13 protein-coding genes and 1 riboswitch are annotated in these 15,549 nt (G+C 76.1%); of the genes, 4 read left to right on the top strand and 9 right to left on the bottom strand.

All coding sequences use genetic code 11. The features are described from left to right. Positions 1–68: 68 nt before the first annotated feature. Positions 69–2,321 (top strand): LuxR family transcriptional regulator, encoded by a 2,253-nt coding sequence (locus F593_RS27740; RefSeq protein ID WP_022927461.1) that lies wholly within the window; start codon positions 69–71, stop codon positions 2,319–2,321. A 10-nt stretch (positions 2,322–2,331) separates the two neighbouring features. Here the strand turns inward: F593_RS27740 and F593_RS0103965 are convergent, their stop codons facing one another. Further along, positions 2,332–3,249, bottom strand: a complete 918-nt coding sequence (locus F593_RS0103965) for a serine hydrolase (protein WP_022927462.1) — start codon at positions 3,247–3,249, stop codon at positions 2,332–2,334. Further along, positions 3,246–4,157, bottom strand: coding sequence for a LysR family transcriptional regulator (locus tag F593_RS0103970; protein WP_022927463.1), 912 nt, complete (start codon positions 4,155–4,157; stop codon positions 3,246–3,248). Before F593_RS0103970 ends, F593_RS0103965 begins: the two co-directional genes overlap by 4 nt. A gap of 83 nt (positions 4,158–4,240) precedes the next feature. Between F593_RS0103970 and bla the strand changes: the two genes are divergently transcribed. Continuing rightward, positions 4,241–5,224 carry a class A beta-lactamase gene (gene bla, locus F593_RS0103975; RefSeq protein ID WP_022927464.1) on the top strand — a complete coding sequence of 328 codons (984 nt, stop codon included), beginning with the start codon at positions 4,241–4,243 and terminating at the stop codon, positions 5,222–5,224. Positions 5,225–5,226: 2 nt separating this feature from the next. Here the strand turns inward: bla and F593_RS22300 are convergent, their stop codons facing one another. From F593_RS22300 to F593_RS0103990, 3 genes are all read right to left on the bottom strand, one after another. Then, positions 5,227–5,997 (bottom strand): CbtA family protein, encoded by a 771-nt coding sequence (locus F593_RS22300; RefSeq protein WP_022927465.1) that lies wholly within the window; start codon positions 5,995–5,997, stop codon positions 5,227–5,229. A gap of 31 nt (positions 5,998–6,028) precedes the next feature. Further along, on the bottom strand, positions 6,029–6,256 hold the full coding sequence (locus F593_RS0103985) for a CbtB domain-containing protein (RefSeq protein WP_022927466.1): 228 nt from the start codon (positions 6,254–6,256) through the stop codon (positions 6,029–6,031). A 32-nt stretch (positions 6,257–6,288) separates the two neighbouring features. Next, positions 6,289–6,405: riboswitch (cobalamin riboswitch) on the bottom strand. A 69-nt stretch (positions 6,406–6,474) separates the two neighbouring features. After that, positions 6,475–7,710: a GNAT family N-acetyltransferase gene (locus F593_RS0103990; RefSeq protein ID WP_022927467.1), complete on the bottom strand. Its 1,236-nt coding sequence runs from the start codon at positions 7,708–7,710 to the stop codon at positions 6,475–6,477. 58 nt (positions 7,711–7,768) lie between these two features. On the opposite strand from F593_RS0103990, the gene F593_RS27745 reads away from it, so the two are divergent. Then, positions 7,769–9,895 (top strand): MFS transporter, encoded by a 2,127-nt coding sequence (locus F593_RS27745; RefSeq protein ID WP_022927468.1) that lies wholly within the window; start codon positions 7,769–7,771, stop codon positions 9,893–9,895. Between the two features lie 100 nt (positions 9,896–9,995). Here the strand turns inward: F593_RS27745 and F593_RS0104000 are convergent, their stop codons facing one another. Further along, entirely contained in the window at positions 9,996–10,694 is a 699-nt protein-coding gene (locus F593_RS0104000) for an SDR family oxidoreductase (protein WP_022927469.1), read from the bottom strand. Positions 10,695–10,811: 117 nt separating this feature from the next. On the opposite strand from F593_RS0104000, the gene F593_RS22310 reads away from it, so the two are divergent. Continuing rightward, the gene (locus F593_RS22310) at positions 10,812–11,819 is read left to right on the top strand and encodes an AraC family transcriptional regulator (protein ID WP_022927470.1); all 1,008 of its coding nucleotides are present in this window, start codon (positions 10,812–10,814) and stop codon (positions 11,817–11,819) included. Here the strand turns inward: F593_RS22310 and F593_RS0104010 are convergent. The 3 genes from F593_RS0104010 to F593_RS0104020 are packed head-to-tail and all read right to left on the bottom strand — an operon-like array spanning position 11,806 to position 15,443. Next, a complete protein-coding gene (locus tag F593_RS0104010) occupies positions 11,806–12,717 on the bottom strand; it encodes a MaoC/PaaZ C-terminal domain-containing protein (protein ID WP_022927471.1) in 912 nt (303 codons plus the stop codon). The two genes, F593_RS22310 and F593_RS0104010, sit on opposite strands and share 14 nt — an antisense overlap. Before the next feature lie 4 nt (positions 12,718–12,721). Further along, positions 12,722–14,134 carry a 3-oxoacyl-ACP reductase gene (locus F593_RS0104015; protein ID WP_022927472.1) on the bottom strand — a complete coding sequence of 471 codons (1,413 nt, stop codon included), beginning with the start codon at positions 14,132–14,134 and terminating at the stop codon, positions 12,722–12,724. Between the two features lie 25 nt (positions 14,135–14,159). Continuing rightward, the gene (locus tag F593_RS0104020) at positions 14,160–15,443 is read right to left on the bottom strand and encodes an acetyl-CoA C-acetyltransferase (protein ID WP_022927473.1); all 1,284 of its coding nucleotides are present in this window, start codon (positions 15,441–15,443) and stop codon (positions 14,160–14,162) included. Positions 15,444–15,549 lie beyond the last annotated feature (106 nt).

Consider the following 15,549-nt stretch of genomic DNA (forward strand, 5'->3'; position numbering starts at 1 on the left):
CCACGGTGCGAGACTCCGTGTCTCGGGACGGTGCCCGCGCAGGCCGGGCGCCGCGCCGTGCTCCCCCCATGAACGTCTCCTCCGCGTCCGTCCGTCCCGACCCCTCCGCGCCGTCCGCGCCCCGCGTCGGTCGTCTCGTCCCGCCGCGGCTGCGGGCCGAGACGATTCCGCGGCCGCGCCTGGACCGCGTGCTCGAGGCGGGCCGCGACCGGCGGCTGACGATCATCACCGCCGCCGCCGGGTACGGCAAGACGACGGCGCTGGCCGCGTGGTCGGCGTCGCGCCCCGGGCCTCGGGCGTGGGTGACGCTCGACGCGGCCGACAACGACCCCGTCCGGTTCCTCGCCGCGGTGGCGGACGTCCTGGACGACGCGGTCCCCGGGTCGGGCGTCGACGCGCAGCGGTTGCTGCGCGGCGGCTCGGACCCGGTGTCGACCGTCGTCCCCCGGCTGGCCGCGGCGCTCGCCGACGTGCCCGCCGACCGCCGGCCGGTCGTGGTCCTCGACGACGTCCACCTGCTCTCCGACCCGGACGCGCTCGCGGCGCTCACCGCGCTCGTCGACACGCTGCCGGACGGCACGCGGTTCGTGCTCGGGTCGCGGGGGGACGTCCCGCTCGCGCTCGGCCGCCGGCGGGTCACGGGCGAGCTGCTCGAGGTCGGCCAGGACGAGCTGCGCTTCGCCGGCACGGAGATCGCGCGGTACCTCAACGGCTCGCTCGGCCTGGGCCTCGACGGCGCGACGCTCGGCGCGGTCGAGCGGCGCACGGAGGGCTGGCCCGCCGCCGTCTCGCTCGTCGGCCTCGCGCTCCAGGCGCGGCCCGACGCCGTGGGCTTCGTGTCGGCCGGGCCGCTGGGCACCTCCGGCCCCGTCGCGGAGTACCTGACGCAGGAGGTGCTCGCCCGCGTGCCCGACCGGACCCGCGAGTTCCTCGTCCGCACCGCCGTCCTGCACCGCATGAACCCGGAGCTCTGCGCCGCGCTGCTGCAGGACCCGGAGGCCGCGCAGGACTACGCCGACGCCCGCCGGTCGAACCTCCTCATCGCCTCCGTGGACGACCGCGGCGAGTGGGCCCGGCCGCACGCGCTGCTGCGCGAGCTCCTGCTCTCGGCCCTCCGCGCCCGCGGCGCCGACGGCGACCCCCGCTACGACGCGGCCGCATTGCACCGCCGCGCCGCGGAGTGGTTCGAGCAGGCGCGGCTGCCGGAGGACGCCGTCGAGCACGCGATCGAGGCGGACGACGGGGTGATGGCGGCCCGCATCGTCGCCCAGCAGTGGTGGAGCGAGAGCGTGCGTCTGTACCGCCACCGCAGCGTCCTGCGGATGATCGATCGGATGCCGCGGGAGCGCGGCCCGTACGCCAACGTCGTCGCGGCCATCGGCGGGCTGTTCACGGCCATGAGCGGCGGCCGCGAGCCCGACGTCGAGGCCCATCTGAAGTGGATCGACCCCGACGACCGCTCGCCCGAGTCCGCGTTCGCGCCGATCCTCGCCGCGGGCGTGTGGGTCGCCTACGTCTTCGGCGACGTCGGCCGCGCGGTGCGCGCGGGCGAGGCGCTGCCGCACGGGGCGCCGGAGAGCACGGGCCGCGGGCTGCTGGCCCTCGCCATCGCCCGCTGGTACGCCGGCGACGTCGAGGGGATGCGGGCCGACCTCGACCGGCTGCCGGCCACGCTCGAGACGATGCCGGTGATGGCGCCGTGGCTGTGGGCCGCGCGGGCGCTGCTCGCGCTCGAGGACGGCACGCCCGAGGTCGCCGTCGCGCACGCGACGCGGGCCGAGGGGTTCGCCCGGCTCTCCGGCGCCGAGTCGGCGCCGTCGTCGCGGGTCGTGTTCGTCGCGCTCGGGTCGGCGTTGGTCGCCGCCGGGCGGCTGGACGAGGCCGTCGAACCGCTCCGTCGCGGCCTGACGCTCTCCGCCACCCCGGCCGGAACGGTCGCCCACGCCCACGCCCACATCGCGCTGGGCACGCTCCACGCCGCCCGCCGCGAGACCGCCGAGGCACGCCGCCACGCGACCGCGGCGCGGGACATCGTCGACGGGTGCGCCGACCCGGGGGCGATCGCCGCGCGCGTCGACGCCCTCGAGGCCCGGATCGCCGCCCGGCCGACGCTCGACTCCACCGCCGGCTCCGCGCCGACCGAGGCCGAGCTGCGGGTCCTGCGCCACCTGCCGAGCGACGCGAGCCTGGCCACCATCGCCGGCGAGCTCTTCCTCTCCACGAACACGGTGAAGAGCCACGTCCGACGCCTGTACCGGCGGCTCGGGGTCGGCAGCCGCCCCGAGGCGGTCGCGGAGGCCCGGCGCCGCGGGCTGCTCTGAGGTGGCGGGGCTACGCCGGGCGACCGGCAGCGTCGCGTAGGTGGTCGTGCAGGTCGCGGGCCGCGCGGGCCAGCTGCGCCTCGGCCGCCGGTTGGCGGGCGGCGGGGACGGAGGACTCCGAGAGGGCGACGACGGCGATCCGCTGGCCGTCGGCGTGCTCGACGACCCCGATCTCGTGGCGCAGGTTCAGGAGCGTCCCGGTCTTCGACGCCCACGTCATGTCGTCGGCGGTGAACTCGGGTGCCAGGCGGTGCCGGACGACGTTGGCCCCCAGCAGGTCGCGCACGGTGGCCGCCGTCCCCGGGTCCAGCCGGGCCGGGGCCCAGAGCTCGGCGAGGAGCGCCATGCAGGCCTGCGCGGTACCGATGCTCGCCCGGGCCACGTCGAGCTGGGCGAGCGGGTGCCCGCGCCCCTCGTGTCCGGCGGTGATCGCCAGCGCCTGGGCCAGGTGCGTCTCGTCCGTCGGCAGGCGCTCGGCCGGGGTGTCGGCCAGGACGGACATGCCGTGGCGCACCGTCAGGCCGGCGACGTCCAAGTCGTCCAGCGTGCGCATGACGGCCTCCGGCGGCACGAGCCCGAACAGCACGTCGGCCGCGGCGTTGTCGCTGACCGCCGTGCTCAGGTAGAGCAGGTCCTCGACCGCGATCCGCGCGGGGTGACGGAACCGGCTGATGCCCATCGGCCCGGGCGTGGTCACCCGGCCGGGCGGCACGTCGAGGAGGGCCGCGCCGTCGAGCTCGCCCGTCCGGATCCGCTCGAGCACCGCGACGGCCAGCGGGACCTTCGCCAGCGACGCGAGCGGCAGCTCGATCGCGGGGTCCAGGCCCAGCTCGGACCCGGTGTCGAGGTCGCGCACGAGGAGCGAGCCGCGCAGGCCCGCGTCGCCCAGCCGGCGGCGCACGTCGTCGAGGAGGGCGAGGGTGCTCATGCGGACGGCGCGCCCGTCGGCGGGACGCCGAGGCAGCCTGCCACATCGACCCCGAGCCGCTGGCGCAGGTCCCTTGCGTCGTCGCGGACGGCGGCGCTCACGACGTAGCCGCGCGCCACGTCGGGGTCGCCGAGCGGGTGCCAGGACAGGCCCAGCTCGCCCGCCTGCACCGCCGAGCAGAGCAGTAGATCGGTCGTCCGCAGCACCTCGGCCACGGCCGCCGCCAACGTGCGGGCGACCGCGACCTGCGACGGCAGCAGCCCGGCGCTCTGCCCCTCGCGCACCATGCGGTCGCGGACGTGCGGCACGTCGTCCTCCGGCTGCAGCCACACCGTGCGCGACGACCGCTCCGTGCGCGACGGGCGCAGCGCCTGCAGGCGGACGACCGGGGCGACCGGGGCGTCGGGTGCCCTCGTGGCGTCGGGCGCCGTCGCCAGCCCCAGCGGGACGGTCCAGACGGCGTCGGCGGCCGGGGCGGGGACGAGCGCCGCACGGACCTGGGCGGTCTCGGCCAGCCGTCGCCGGGCCGCCGGTCCCGCGGGAACGAGCTCCAGCGCGGAGTACCCGTGCGCCCGTGCCGCCACGTCGAGCGCCGCGAGGTCGCGCGTTGCGATCGTCTCGGGCACCGCCAGGCTCAGCGGCCGGAGGGCCGCGCGCGCAGCGTCGTGCTCCAGGGCGTCGGCCAGCTCGGCGAGCCGCCGGGCGGCCGGCAGCACGTCGCGGCCGAACGGCGTCAGCACGATCCGCCGGGTGGTCCGGTCGAACACGCGCTGGCCCAGGTGCCGCTCGAGCGCGGCGACCCGGCGGCTCGCGACGGACTGCGGGACGCCCGCGATCGCGGCGCCGTCGGTGAAGCTCCCACGCTCGGCGACGGCGACGAAGGCCCGAGAGGCGGCGACGAGGTCCACGGCCCAAGATTATGCCGAGAGCGCATCAATGAGGCACTCCCAGCATTGGACCGCATGAAGGGGCCCCGGTATCCCTTTGGGGCATGGCTTTGCGCTCCCTCTCCCTCATCCCGCTCTCCCTCGTGGCCGTCGCAGCGGCCACACCCCTGGTCGCCTGCGCTTCCGCCTCGGCTCCGGCCACCACGTCCGCCGCGGTCGCCCCGATCTCCGCCGCCGCGCCGACGCGGCCCGCCGACCCGTCCGCCCCGCGTGCGCGTCCCGCGGATCGCGCCGAACCCTCCCGGCAGGCCCGTCCGGCTTTCGCCCGGCTCGAGCGCGAGCACACGGCCCGCCTGGGGGTCATCGCGACCGACACCGGCACCGGCCGCACCGTCTCGTACCGCGCGGGCGAGCGGTTCGCGTTCGCGTCGACCAGCAAGGCGCTCACGGCCGGGCTGCTCCTCCAGCGCGCGAGCGATCGCGACCTGCGGCGCGTCGTCCGCTACCGCCCGTCCGACCTGCTCGAGTACGCGCCGGTGACCCGCCGCCACGTCGCCACGGGGATGACGCTGCGCGGGCTCACGATCGCCGCGCTGCAGCACAGCGACAACACCGCGGCGAACCTCGTCATGCGCGAGCTCGGGGGCCCGCGGGGCGTCGAGCGCGGGCTGCGCGCCCTGGGCGACCGGACGACCGAGGTCGAGCGCACCGAGCCCACGCTGAACACGGCGATCCCGGGCGAGCGCCGCGACACGACGACCCCCCGGGCGATCGCCCGCGACCTGCGGTCCTTCGTCCTGGGGACGGCCCTCACGCCGCCGCGCCGTGCCCTGCTCGCCCGCTGGATGGTCGGCAACACGACGGGCGGCAAGTACGTCCGCGCCGGGGTGCCGGCGGGCTGGGTCGTGGCGGACAAGACCGGCTCGGCCGGCTACGGCACCCGCAACGACATCGCCGTCGTCTGGCCGCCGCAGGGCCGCCCGATCGTCGTCGCCGTGCTCTCCGACCGGCGGCGGGACCCCTCGCGGGCGTCCGACGACGCGCTCATCGCCCGGGCGACCCGCACCGCGGTGCGGGCGGTGCGCTGACGTCAGCGCGAGGGCACCGTCGCCCGCTCGCCCGCGCCGCGCCGCGCCAGCAGCGGCCGCCCCTCGACCGCGGCCTCCGCCGCCAGCCCGAAGCCGAAGGCCAGGGCGCTCCACAGGATCGCCTGCGTCCCCAGGTTGGCCAGGCGGAAGTCCCACAGGACCTGCGGCGGGAAGCCCGCACGCACCTCGTTCTGCGCCGGCAGCGCCACGTGCGCCACCCCGATGAGGACGACGAACAGCAGGACCGCGGCCGCCAACGCGTTGCCCGCGCCGATCCGCGGGGCGAGCTGCCGGCCGAGCCGCACGGCCGCCACCGCGGCCGCGAGGGCGATCATCACGAGCACGAAGAAGAACCCCGTGCGCTCGTCGATCGTGTCGCCGCTGCCGACCGCGGGCGGGTTGGCCGGGTACTTCGTCAGGGGCGCGAGCACGATCGCGACGAAGCCGATCGCGCAGATCGCCAGCACCGTGCCCCGCGCCCGCAGCACGCCGACGCGGCCGTAGACCATCGCGAAGACGAGGGCCAGGAACCCGCCGATCGCGACGGAGAAGAGGACGACGCCGACGCCGAGACCCCACGTCTCCTGCGTGCTGCGGGTGATCGCCGGTGCCTCTTCCGCGGCGCCGGTGACGGCGGTCTTGGCGGCCGCGGCCTCCTCGACCGCGATCGCGGCGCGGACGGGCGGCTCGCCGACGAGGTGAGCCCACAGGAACGCGAGGACGCCGGCCAGGAGGCCGGCGAGCATCCCGCGCACGAGGAGGGTGCGCATCATGGTGTCTGCTCCTTCCGTGGCTGAGCGGGGCTCAGTGGCAGGGGAAGCCGAGGAGGTGGCGCGCGTCGTGGACGAGCTCGTGCACGTTCGAGCCGGCGAAGACGGACGTCGCTCCCTCCTCCGCCCCCACGAAGTAGATGGCCAGCATCAGAACGATGCCGGCGAAGATCCAGTACGGCAGCAGCCCCCGGAGGGAGACGACGGGGACGGGGACGGTCGTCGGCGCGGTGCGCGGCTCGACGGCGGCGGGCGTGCTCATGGGGCGTCCTTCTCGGGATCTCGCGTCCCGGGTTGGGTGGATGCGGGGCGGCGGAGTCTCTGGCTCCCGGGCCTCTCGACCCGATCACAGTGGCGCGACCGCGCCGGACTCTCACCGGCTTCCTCGCTGCCGCCCTGCGGACGATGTAAGCCTATCGCGGCGGAGCGACCGGCGGCAGCCGCCCCGAGGTCGCACGGCGGCCCGCCCCGGCCCCCCGGCTAGAACGTCCCGAGGGTCCAGGGCGCCCGCTCGACGTGCAGCGCGGCGTCGAGAGCCGCGCACGCTCCCGGGGTCTCCTCCGTCACGACGCCCGCGTCGCGCAGGGTCGACAGGGCCACGCCGCCCAGGTAGACCGAGCCCAGGTCGCGGGCGTGCAGCCGCAGGTCGGCGGGGCGCTCCGTGCGCTCGGCGGCGCCGCCGTCGGGGCCCGCGCGCAGCGCCCAGCGGCCGGCGACGAGCTCGTCCTCCGGGTGCTCCACGTCGAGAACGACGTCGACGGGGGCCGCCCAGGCGCGCGCGGCGACGGCCTCGGGCAGGTCGAGGATCCGCAGCCACAGCGCCTCGTGCTGCTCGAGCGGGCGGACCGCGCGGGCGTCGACGGGGGCGAGCGCCAGCGGGTCGTCGACGGGGCGCTGGCGTAGGACGAGCTCGTCCGCCAGGTCGATCCGGGCGACGAACGTGAAGAGCGCCCGCTCGGCCTCGGGTGTCGCCGCCACGAGCTCTTGGACCTCGACGGTCGTGAACGCCGCGACGGGGTGGGTCTCGCGCCCCTCGCGCACCCGCCACAGCGCGTAGCCCTCGTCGCCGGCCGCCACCGCGACCCGCAGGGGGCTGGCGCCGCCGCGGTCCTCGGGCTCGTCGGCCAGGACCCGGTCGGCCCACCACCGCTCCGGGCGGCCCATGATCCCGGGGCGCCGGCCGCGGGCGCGCTCGTGGATCGCCGGCAGGACGGGCAGCGCCTCGGCGGCGTCGAGCAGCCGCACGCCGAGCGGCTCGGGCGCGGGCTGGCGGAGCACGGGCTCGGGGACCACGCGGACGTGCTCGTCGCGGGACCACGTGGCCGGCCCGAACCCGAAGCGCCCGTAGATCGTGCCCTCGGACGCCCACAGCGCCGCGACCGGCTCGCCGCGCTCCCGCGCCCGCTCCGTCAGCTGCGCCATCAGCGCGCGCAGCACGCCCCGTCGGCGGTGCGTCGGGCGCACCGTCACACCCGTGACCGCCGCGCACGGCACTTCGCCGCCGCCCGGGACGACCATCGGCCACGGGAACGCCGCGGCCGTGCCGACGATCAGGCCGTCGTCGTCCGCGACCACGGTGTCGACCTCGTCGGCGGCCGCCAGACGGCGCTCCCGCCCGAGCGGTGTGGACCCCCGGTGGAACGCCAGGTCGGCGAGGTCGTGGACCGCGTTCAGCTCGGACTCGTGGGCGGGACGGATGGTCGGACGTTCGGCCATGGCCGCGACCCTATCGGGCACCGCACCGCGTCCCCGCGGCGCCCGTCAGACTGCCCGCATGGCCGCCCGGCGCCCCTCCCCCGCCGCCCTGCCCGCGCGGGTGCTGCTCGCGATCGGCGTCGCGCTGGCCCTGGCGGACGCGTCGGTCGTGACCCTGGCGCTCCCCGAGATCCTCGATCGCCTCGACACGACCGTGGAGGGGCTGGCGGCGGTCATCGGCGTCTACACCGCGGTGCTCGCGGTCGCCGTGCTCGTCGCGGTGCCGGTGCGCCGGCTGATCGGCAGCCGCGTGCTCGGGCTCGTCGGCATGGTGGTGTTCTCCGCCGCCTCCGTCGTCTGCGGCGGGGCCGACGACCTGAACACGCTGCTCTGGGCCCGCGGCGCCCAGGCGGTGGGCGCCGGCGCCGCGCTCGTGGCCGCCTTCGCGCTCATGGGCCGCGGTGCGGACGGCCGCCCGTCGGGCCTGTGGGTCGCCGCGGCGGTCTTCGGCACCGCGATCGGACCGGCGCTCGGCGGCGCCCTCACCCAGCTCTTCGACTGGCGCGCGATCTTCCTGGCCCAGGCGCCGATCGGGCTGCTCGCCGCCGCGGCGGCGCTCGTCCGCCAGCCAGGGGCGGCCGACCCGCGGGACGCCGACGGGACGACCGGCGCGGTCGGCACCCGGGACGGCCTCCGCCCCCGTGATGCCCCCCGCCCCGACGGTGCAGCAGGCGCCCACGACGCCGCCGGGGGCACGCTGCCCGCCCCGTCCGCCTGGCCGTCCCGGCCGCCCGCCGGTCCGCCCAGCGCGAACCGTCCCGCGCCGCCCGAGGCGCCGACGCGGGTGCACCGCCCGGCCGAGGCGGAGACCGTCGTCGACCCGTTCGGCGACCGGCCCCGGGCGCCCGTCGGACCAGCCGCGCCGCGCGCAGGTGCGGAGGGCGTCCGCCCCGCCGGCGCCCGTCCGGCCGACGACCGTCCCGCCGCCGCACCCCCTGCCGACACCCGTCCGGCCGCCGCACGCCCGGCCCGCCCCCGCATCACGTTCGCCGGCGTCCGCGCCGGCGTCGCGTTGGCCCTCGTCTCGGCCGCGCTCACGTCCGTCGTGTTCCTGCTCGTCCTGCTGCTCGTCTCGGGCTGGTCCGTCGAGCCGCTGAAGGCCGCCGTCGGCGTCAGCCTGCTGCCCGCAGCCGCCGTCGTCGGCTGGCGGATCCCCGGCGACGCGTGGGTCCGCGCGTGCGTCGGCTGCGGGCTCGTCGGGGCGGGCGTGCTGGCGCTGGGCACGCTGCCGACCGCCGGCTGGGTCTGGGTCGTGCTGCCGCAGGTCCTCGCCGGCGTCGGCATGGGCCTGGCCCTCCCGGCGCTGGCGGGCGAGCTGCTGCCCGAGCGCACCCCGGCCCAGGCCGGCGGCCTGCTCTCGCTGCGCCACGTCGGCATCACCGTCGCCCTGCTGGCTCTCGCGCCCGTCACCGCCCAGCAGCTCGAAACGACCGTCGACGACGTGCGCGAGCAGGTCGCCGCCCTCGTCCTCGACGCGCGCCTGCCGCCGCGGGAGAAGCTCGCGTCCGTCGGGGGCGCCCTGGGCGACGTCTCGACGGACGACCCGCGCGCCTCGCTGCAGGCCGCGCTCGACAAGGAGGCACCGCGGTTCGCGAAGGACCGCGAGGACGCCGCCGTCTACGCGGGGCTGACCGCGCGCGCCGACGACACGCTCGTGACCGCGATCAACGGCGCGTTCCGTCCCGCGTTCCTGATCACGGGCGGCCTGGCGCTCCTGGCGGCGCTCATCGCCCTGCCGCCCCTGACCCGCCGACCCGTGCTGGCCGCCGCGTCGGTCGGCGCCGTCGCGGTCGCCCTCGGCCTGGCGGGCGGCCAGGCGCTGCTCGCTCGCGACCACCGCCCGGAGCCCGTCGTCATCGCCGACCCGTGCCAGGACCGCGACCTGCCGAGCACCGGCGGCCTCGACGGCCTGATCCAGGACGGCGCGCTCAAGCTGCTGGACCGCGCGGCGTGCCGCTACGGCTCCTCCCGCGAGGAGCTGGCGCTGGCCATCGGCGACGACGCCGCGGCCCGCGAGTACGAGCGCCAGCACGGCACGAACCCGCGCAAGGTCCCGGGGCTGCTGGGTGGCGCGGTGGCCGGGGGCGACGGCGGCGGGCGCGGCCGGGTCGAGGAGATCCTCGACGGGATCGCCGGGCTGTTCTAGCCGGGCCGGTGGCCCGCAGGTGCGGCTGACCCGCGGTCCGACCCGCCCCGTCCGGGCCGGCGGCAGGCCGGTGGCCCAACCGCCGACCGGGCCCGCGCCCTCAGGCGACCGGCGTGGTCTGCTTCGGGTCGAGCGCCAGCGCGGCCTTCGCGCCGGCCGTGTCGGCGTCGGCGATGACCTCGAACTCGCCGGCCTGCACGCCGTCGAGCGCGGCGCGCGCCACGTCGGCGGGGTCGTTCTTCGGGATGTCCCAGCCGGCCATCATGTCGGTGTCCGTCGCCGCCAGGTACACGCCGGTGACCTGGGTGCCCTGCTCCGCCAGCTCGACGCGCAGGTGGTTGGTCAGGCTCCAGGCCGCCGCCTTCGACGTGGCGTAGCCGCCGGCCCCGTTCGCCGTCGCCCAGGAGAGCGCGGAGAGCACGTTCAGCATCCCGCCGCCGCCGTTGCGGGCCAGCACGGGCGCGAACGCCCGGGCCATCGAGAGGATGCCGAAGTGGTTCGTCTCCATCTCGCGCCGGATGACGTCGAGGTCGCCGGTGAGCAGCGATCCCCCCGACGTGTAGCCGGCGTTGTTGACCACGAGCGTGGCGTCGCTCGCCGCCTCGGCGGCCGCGGCCACGGAGGCGGGGTCGGTGACGTCGAGCTGCAGCACCTCGACGCCGGGCAGGTCGATCGACGACGCGTCCCGCGCGGTGGCGTAGACCTTCGTCGCACCGCGCTCGAGCAGCTGTGCGGCGAAGTGGCGGCCGATGCCGCGGTTGGCGCCCGTGACGAGGGCGACGCTTCCGGTGATGTCCATGCATTCACCGTACGACCGCCCGATGCGCGGAACAATGCCTGTTCGTCGCCCATCTGTAGCCGATCGTCTCACGGCGATGGTCGCCAAACCACGGTCGATCCGCGCTACTGTTGACCGATGGACGTGCTCGCCGAGGTGCTCGCGGTCTCCGGGGTGCGCGGCACGGTGGGCAACCGGGTCGACGCCGGCGCGGACTGGGCGTGGTGGTTCCCGCAGGCGCCCGCCGCGGCCTTCCACGCCGTGACCGCCGGGACGATGTGGGTCGCGCTGCCCGGCGAGGACCCGATCCAGCTCATGCCCGGCGACGTGCTGCTGCTGCCGGGCGGCGCGGCGCACGCGCTCTCCGGCGACCCGGAGAACCTGGAGCGCGCCCGGGCCGGCGTGTCCGACGGCTACGAGCGGACCGGGGCGGGCACGGTGCGCCTGGGCCACGGCCCCACCCGCACGCACGTGCTCTGCGCGCACTACGCGCACGACCCGGCCGTCACCACGCAGGTGCTCGAGACGCTGCCCGCGGTCGTCCACCTGCGCGCCGACCACGCCGGCGGCGCGCTCGACGACACCGTGCGCCTGCTGGCCCGCGAGATGGCCGAGCCGCAGCTGGCGACGAACGTCGTGGTCGACCGGCTCGTCGACATCCTGCTCGTCCAACTCCTGCGCGTCTGGCTGGCCAGCGGCGAGGGCGTGCGCGACCGCTGCTGGCTGCACGTGCTGGGCGATCCCGTCGTCGGCACCGCCGTCGCCAAGCTCCACGAGGACCCGGCGCGTGCCTGGACGACGGAGACGCTCGCGAGCGAGGTGTCCGTCTCGCGCGCCACCCTGGCGCGGCGGTTCCCGGAGCTCGTCGGCGAGACCCCGGCGGCCTACCTCACCCGCTGGCGCATGGACCTCGCGGCCCTGCGCCTGCGCGACACGGACGAGCCGCTCGAGACCGTCGCCCAGGCCGTGGGCTACACCTCCGTCCACGCGTTCAGCCGGGCCTTCAGCCGGGCGCGCGGCGAGGCGCCCGGCCGGTTCCGCATCACCGCGCGGGCGGCCCGGGCGCAGGCCGAGGCGGTCGACGGGGACCCCGTCGACACGCCGCCGGCCACCCGCGAGCGGGAGCCCGCCCTCAGCGCGGGGTGACGAGCCCGCGCAGGTGCGGGACGGGGGGGCGGGACGACGATTGCCCGTCCTGCAGCGCGAACCCGACGCGCCCGTCGCCGGCCTCGACCGAGCCGTACTCCACCGTCGCCGGCAGCAGCACGGGCTTCTGGAACCGCACCTCGACGTTCACCGCGTCGGGGATCAGGTCCTCGATCGCCGCGAGCGAGCGGGCCTTCGTCCACATGCCGTGGGCAATGGCGCGCGGGAACCCGAACGCCTTCGCCGACAGCGGGTGCAGGTGGATCGGATTGACGTCGCCCGACACCGCGCCGTAGCGGCGGCCGATGTCATCCGGCACGTCCCACCGCGTCGTGGTGAGCGCGGAGAGGTCGACCGCGACGGCGTCGATCGGGTCCGCGCCCTTCTCGGCCGCGTCACCGGAGCCCTTGCCGCGGCGGAAGATCGTCGCGGTGCACGTCCACACGGTCTCGCCCGCGACCTGCACGTCGGTCTGCAGCTCGAACGTGCGGCCCTTCGGGTGCGGCTGCAGCTTGCCCGCGCGCACGCGCACGTCGAGCGGCTCGTCCGGGCGGATCGCCCGGTGCTGCTCGATGCGGTTGCGCATGTGGACCAGGCCGATCGCGCCGAACGGGAACCGGCCGTCCGTCATCAGCGCCATGTGCAGCGGCGCCGCGAGCACGAACGGGTAGGTCACGGGCAGCGCGTCCGTGCGCAGGAACCCGCAGACGGCGTTGTAGCGCCGCAGCCGCTCGGCGTCGACCCGCAGCTCGGGCACGTGCAGCTCGAGGTCGGGGATCTCCTTCGCCCCGCCCGCGACGAACGGCAGGCGCGAGGCCAGCGGGATCATCGGCAGCGCCGCGCGGCCGTAGAGCAGCGCGGCATTCGGGACGGACTTGAGCTCGCGGACGGTCGTCATGGGCTCAGGCCCCGATCAGGCCCTGGCCGCAGACGCGGACGACGTTGCCGTTCACGCCGCCCGACCCGGCGGACGCGAACCACGCGATCGTCTCGGCCACGTCGACGGGCTGGCCGCCCTGGCCCAGGCTCGACAGGCGCCGGCCGGCCTCGCGGATGCCGATCGGGATCGCGGCGGTCATCTGCGTCTCGATGAACCCCGGCGCGACGGCGTTGATCGTGGCGCCCGCGGCGGCGATCTCGTCCTCGAGCGCGTCGACGAATCCGATGACGCCGGCCTTCGACGTGGCGTAGTTCGTCTGCCCGTTGTTGCCGGCGATGCCCGCGATGGAGGACACGCCGACGATGCGCCCGCCGCGGTGGAGCGCGTCCTGCTTGAGCAGCTCGGCCGTGATCCGCTCCGGGGCGATCAGGTTCACCGCGATGACCTGGTCCCAGGTCTCGGGCTTCATGTTCGCCAGGCGCTTGTCGCGCGTGATGCCAGCGTTGTGGACGACGACGTCGACCCCGCCGTGCTCCGCCTTGAGCTGCGCGACGAGCTTCTGCGGCGCGTCGTCCTCGGTGACATCGAAGGTCAGCGACGAGCCGCCGATGCGCTCCATCACGCGGTTCAGGTCGTCCGCCAGCGGCTCGATGTCGAGGCCGACGACGTGCGCGCCGTCGCGGGCGAGCGTCTCGGCGATCGCCTCGCCGATCCCGCGCGAGGCGCCGGTGACGAGCGCGACCTTCCCCTTCAGCGGGTGCTCCCAGTCGACGGCCGGCACGGCGCCGCCCTTGCCGATGCGCGTGACCTGGCCGGAGACGAAGGCCGACTTCGGCGAGAGGAAGAACCGCAGCGTCGACTCGATCTGGTCCTCCGCGCCCTGGCCGACATAGACGAGGTTCGACGTGGAGCCCTTGCCGAACTCCTTGCCGGTCGAGCGCACGAAGCCCTCGAGCGCGCGCTGGGCGACGCGGGCGGCCCCGTCGAGGTCCTCCGGCGGCGTGCCGAGCACGATGACGCGGCCCGACGGGCGCAGCTTGCGCGCGACGGGATGGAAGAACGCGTGGAGCGCCTTGAGCGACTCGGCGTCGCTGATGCCGGTGGCGTCGAAGACGAGCGCCTTGAAGCGCTGGTCGCCGGCGGCGGAGGAGCCGTCACCGTTGACCGAGAAGATCTTGGGCGACAGACCGGCCTCGCCGGCGGCCTCGCGCAGCTCGCCCTCGGCCGTCCAGACCTCGGCCTCGGCGTCCTTCAGCACCTTCGCGAGCTGCGGCACGAGCCGCCCGCCGGGGGCCGCGCCGACGAGGACGGCGCCCTCGACGGTGCGCTGACCCGGGCGGTAGCGCTCGAGGATCGGCGGCTGCGGCAGGCCGAGCCGCGGCGCGAGCTGGCGGCCGACGAAGGAGGTGGTGAACTGCTGGTACAGGTCGGGCATTCGGGTTCTCCTGTCGTTCCGAGGATCAGCGCTCGACGATGGCGACGACGCCGATGCCGCCGGCGGCGCAGATCGAGATCAGGCCGCGGCCGCCGCCCTTCTCGTCCAGCGCCTTCGCCAGGCTGGCGACGATGCGGCCGCCGGTCGCGGCGAACGGGTGCGCGGCGGCGAGCGAGCCGCCGTTGACGTTCAGCTTGGAGCGGTCGATCGGGCCCAGCGGCGTGTCGCGGCCGAGCTTGACCTTGTTGAAGGTCGGGTCCTCCCACGCCTTCAGCGTCGAGAGCACCTGGGCGGCGAACGCCTCGTGGATCTCGAAGAGGTCGAAGTCGTCGAAGGTCAGGCCGTGGCGGTCGAGCAGCTTCGGCACGGCGTAGGCCGGGGCCATCAGCAGGCCCTCCTCGCCCTTGACGTAGCCCACGGCCTCGGTCTGGGCGTCCGTGAAGTACGCCAGGACGGGCAGCCCGTTGGCCTTCGCGTACTCCTCGCTGGCGAGCAGCACGGTCGACGCGCCGTCGGAGAGCGGGGTCGAGTTGCCGGCGGTCATCGTGCCGTCGGGGCCGCCGAAGACGGGCTTGAGCTTCGCCAGCTTCTCGAGCGAGGAGTCCGGGCGCAGGTTCTGGTCGCGCTCCAGGCCCTCGAAGGGCGTGATCAGGTCGTCGAAGAACCCACGGTCGTACGCGGCGGCGAGGTGCTGGTGCGACGCGACGGTCAGCTCGTCCTGCGCCTCGCGGGTGATCCCCCACTCCTTCGCGGTGATCGCCTGGTGCTCGCCCATCGAGAGGCCGGTGCGCGGCTCGCCGTTCTTGGGCGCCTCGATCGAGATGTCGCCCGGGCGGATCTGCAGCAGCGCCTTCACCCGGTCGCCGTTGCCCTTGGCGCGGTTGACGGCCATGAGCTTCTTGCGCAGCTTCTCGCCGATGGCGATCGGGGCGTCGGACGTGGTGTCGACGCCGCCCGCGATCCCGACGTCGATCTGCCCGAGGGCGATCTTGTTGGCGATGTAGATCGTGGCCTGCAGGCCGGTGCCGCACGCCTGCTGCAGGTCGACGGCCGGCGTGGCCTTGTCGAGCCGCGAGCCGAGCACGACCTCGCGCACCATGTTGAAGTCGCGCGCGTGCTTGAGCACCGCGCCGGCGGCGACCTCGCCGAGCTTCTTGCCCTCGAGGTCGAACCGGTCGATCAACCCGTCGAGCGCGGCGGCGAGCATGTCGCTGTTGGACGCCTGCGCGTAGGGGCCGTTCGAGCGGGCGAACGGGATGCGGTTGCCGCCGACGATGGCGACACGACGGACGGTCTGGGTCTCGGGCATGGCTGACTCTCCGGGGCGATTCGTACCGTCGGTAGGACGGAGGATGCATCAAGGGTAGCGGGCCGGGGGTCGACGCCCGCCTCGGGCGGGCGTGATGGTCGCTTTC

Source organism: Patulibacter americanus DSM 16676, from assembly GCF_000420025.1.
Taxonomy (GTDB): Bacteria; Actinomycetota; Thermoleophilia; order Solirubrobacterales; family Solirubrobacteraceae; genus Patulibacter; species Patulibacter americanus.

Excerpts from the sequence above, each read along its gene's own strand:
- F593_RS27740 (WP_022927461.1), top strand. The coding sequence starts at position 69 with ATGAACGTCTCCTCCGCGTCCGTCCGTCCCGACCCCTCCGCGCCGTCC.
- F593_RS0103965 (WP_022927462.1), bottom strand. The coding sequence starts at position 3,249 with ATGAGCACCCTCGCCCTCCTCGACGACGTGCGCCGCCGGCTGGGCGAC.
- bla (WP_022927464.1), top strand. The coding sequence starts at position 4,241 with ATGGCTTTGCGCTCCCTCTCCCTCATCCCGCTCTCCCTCGTGGCCGTC.
- F593_RS22300 (WP_022927465.1), bottom strand. The coding sequence starts at position 5,997 with ATGATGCGCACCCTCCTCGTGCGCGGGATGCTCGCCGGCCTCCTGGCC.
- F593_RS0103985 (WP_022927466.1), bottom strand. The coding sequence starts at position 6,256 with ATGAGCACGCCCGCCGCCGTCGAGCCGCGCACCGCGCCGACGACCGTC.
- F593_RS0103990 (WP_022927467.1), bottom strand. The coding sequence starts at position 7,710 with ATGGCCGAACGTCCGACCATCCGTCCCGCCCACGAGTCCGAGCTGAAC.
- F593_RS27745 (WP_022927468.1), top strand. The coding sequence starts at position 7,769 with ATGGCCGCCCGGCGCCCCTCCCCCGCCGCCCTGCCCGCGCGGGTGCTG.
- F593_RS0104000 (WP_022927469.1), bottom strand. The coding sequence starts at position 10,694 with ATGGACATCACCGGAAGCGTCGCCCTCGTCACGGGCGCCAACCGCGGC.
- F593_RS22310 (WP_022927470.1), top strand. The coding sequence starts at position 10,812 with ATGGACGTGCTCGCCGAGGTGCTCGCGGTCTCCGGGGTGCGCGGCACG.
- F593_RS0104010 (WP_022927471.1), bottom strand. The coding sequence starts at position 12,717 with ATGACGACCGTCCGCGAGCTCAAGTCCGTCCCGAATGCCGCGCTGCTC.
- F593_RS0104015 (WP_022927472.1), bottom strand. The coding sequence starts at position 14,134 with ATGCCCGACCTGTACCAGCAGTTCACCACCTCCTTCGTCGGCCGCCAG.
- F593_RS0104020 (WP_022927473.1), bottom strand. The coding sequence starts at position 15,443 with ATGCCCGAGACCCAGACCGTCCGTCGTGTCGCCATCGTCGGCGGCAAC.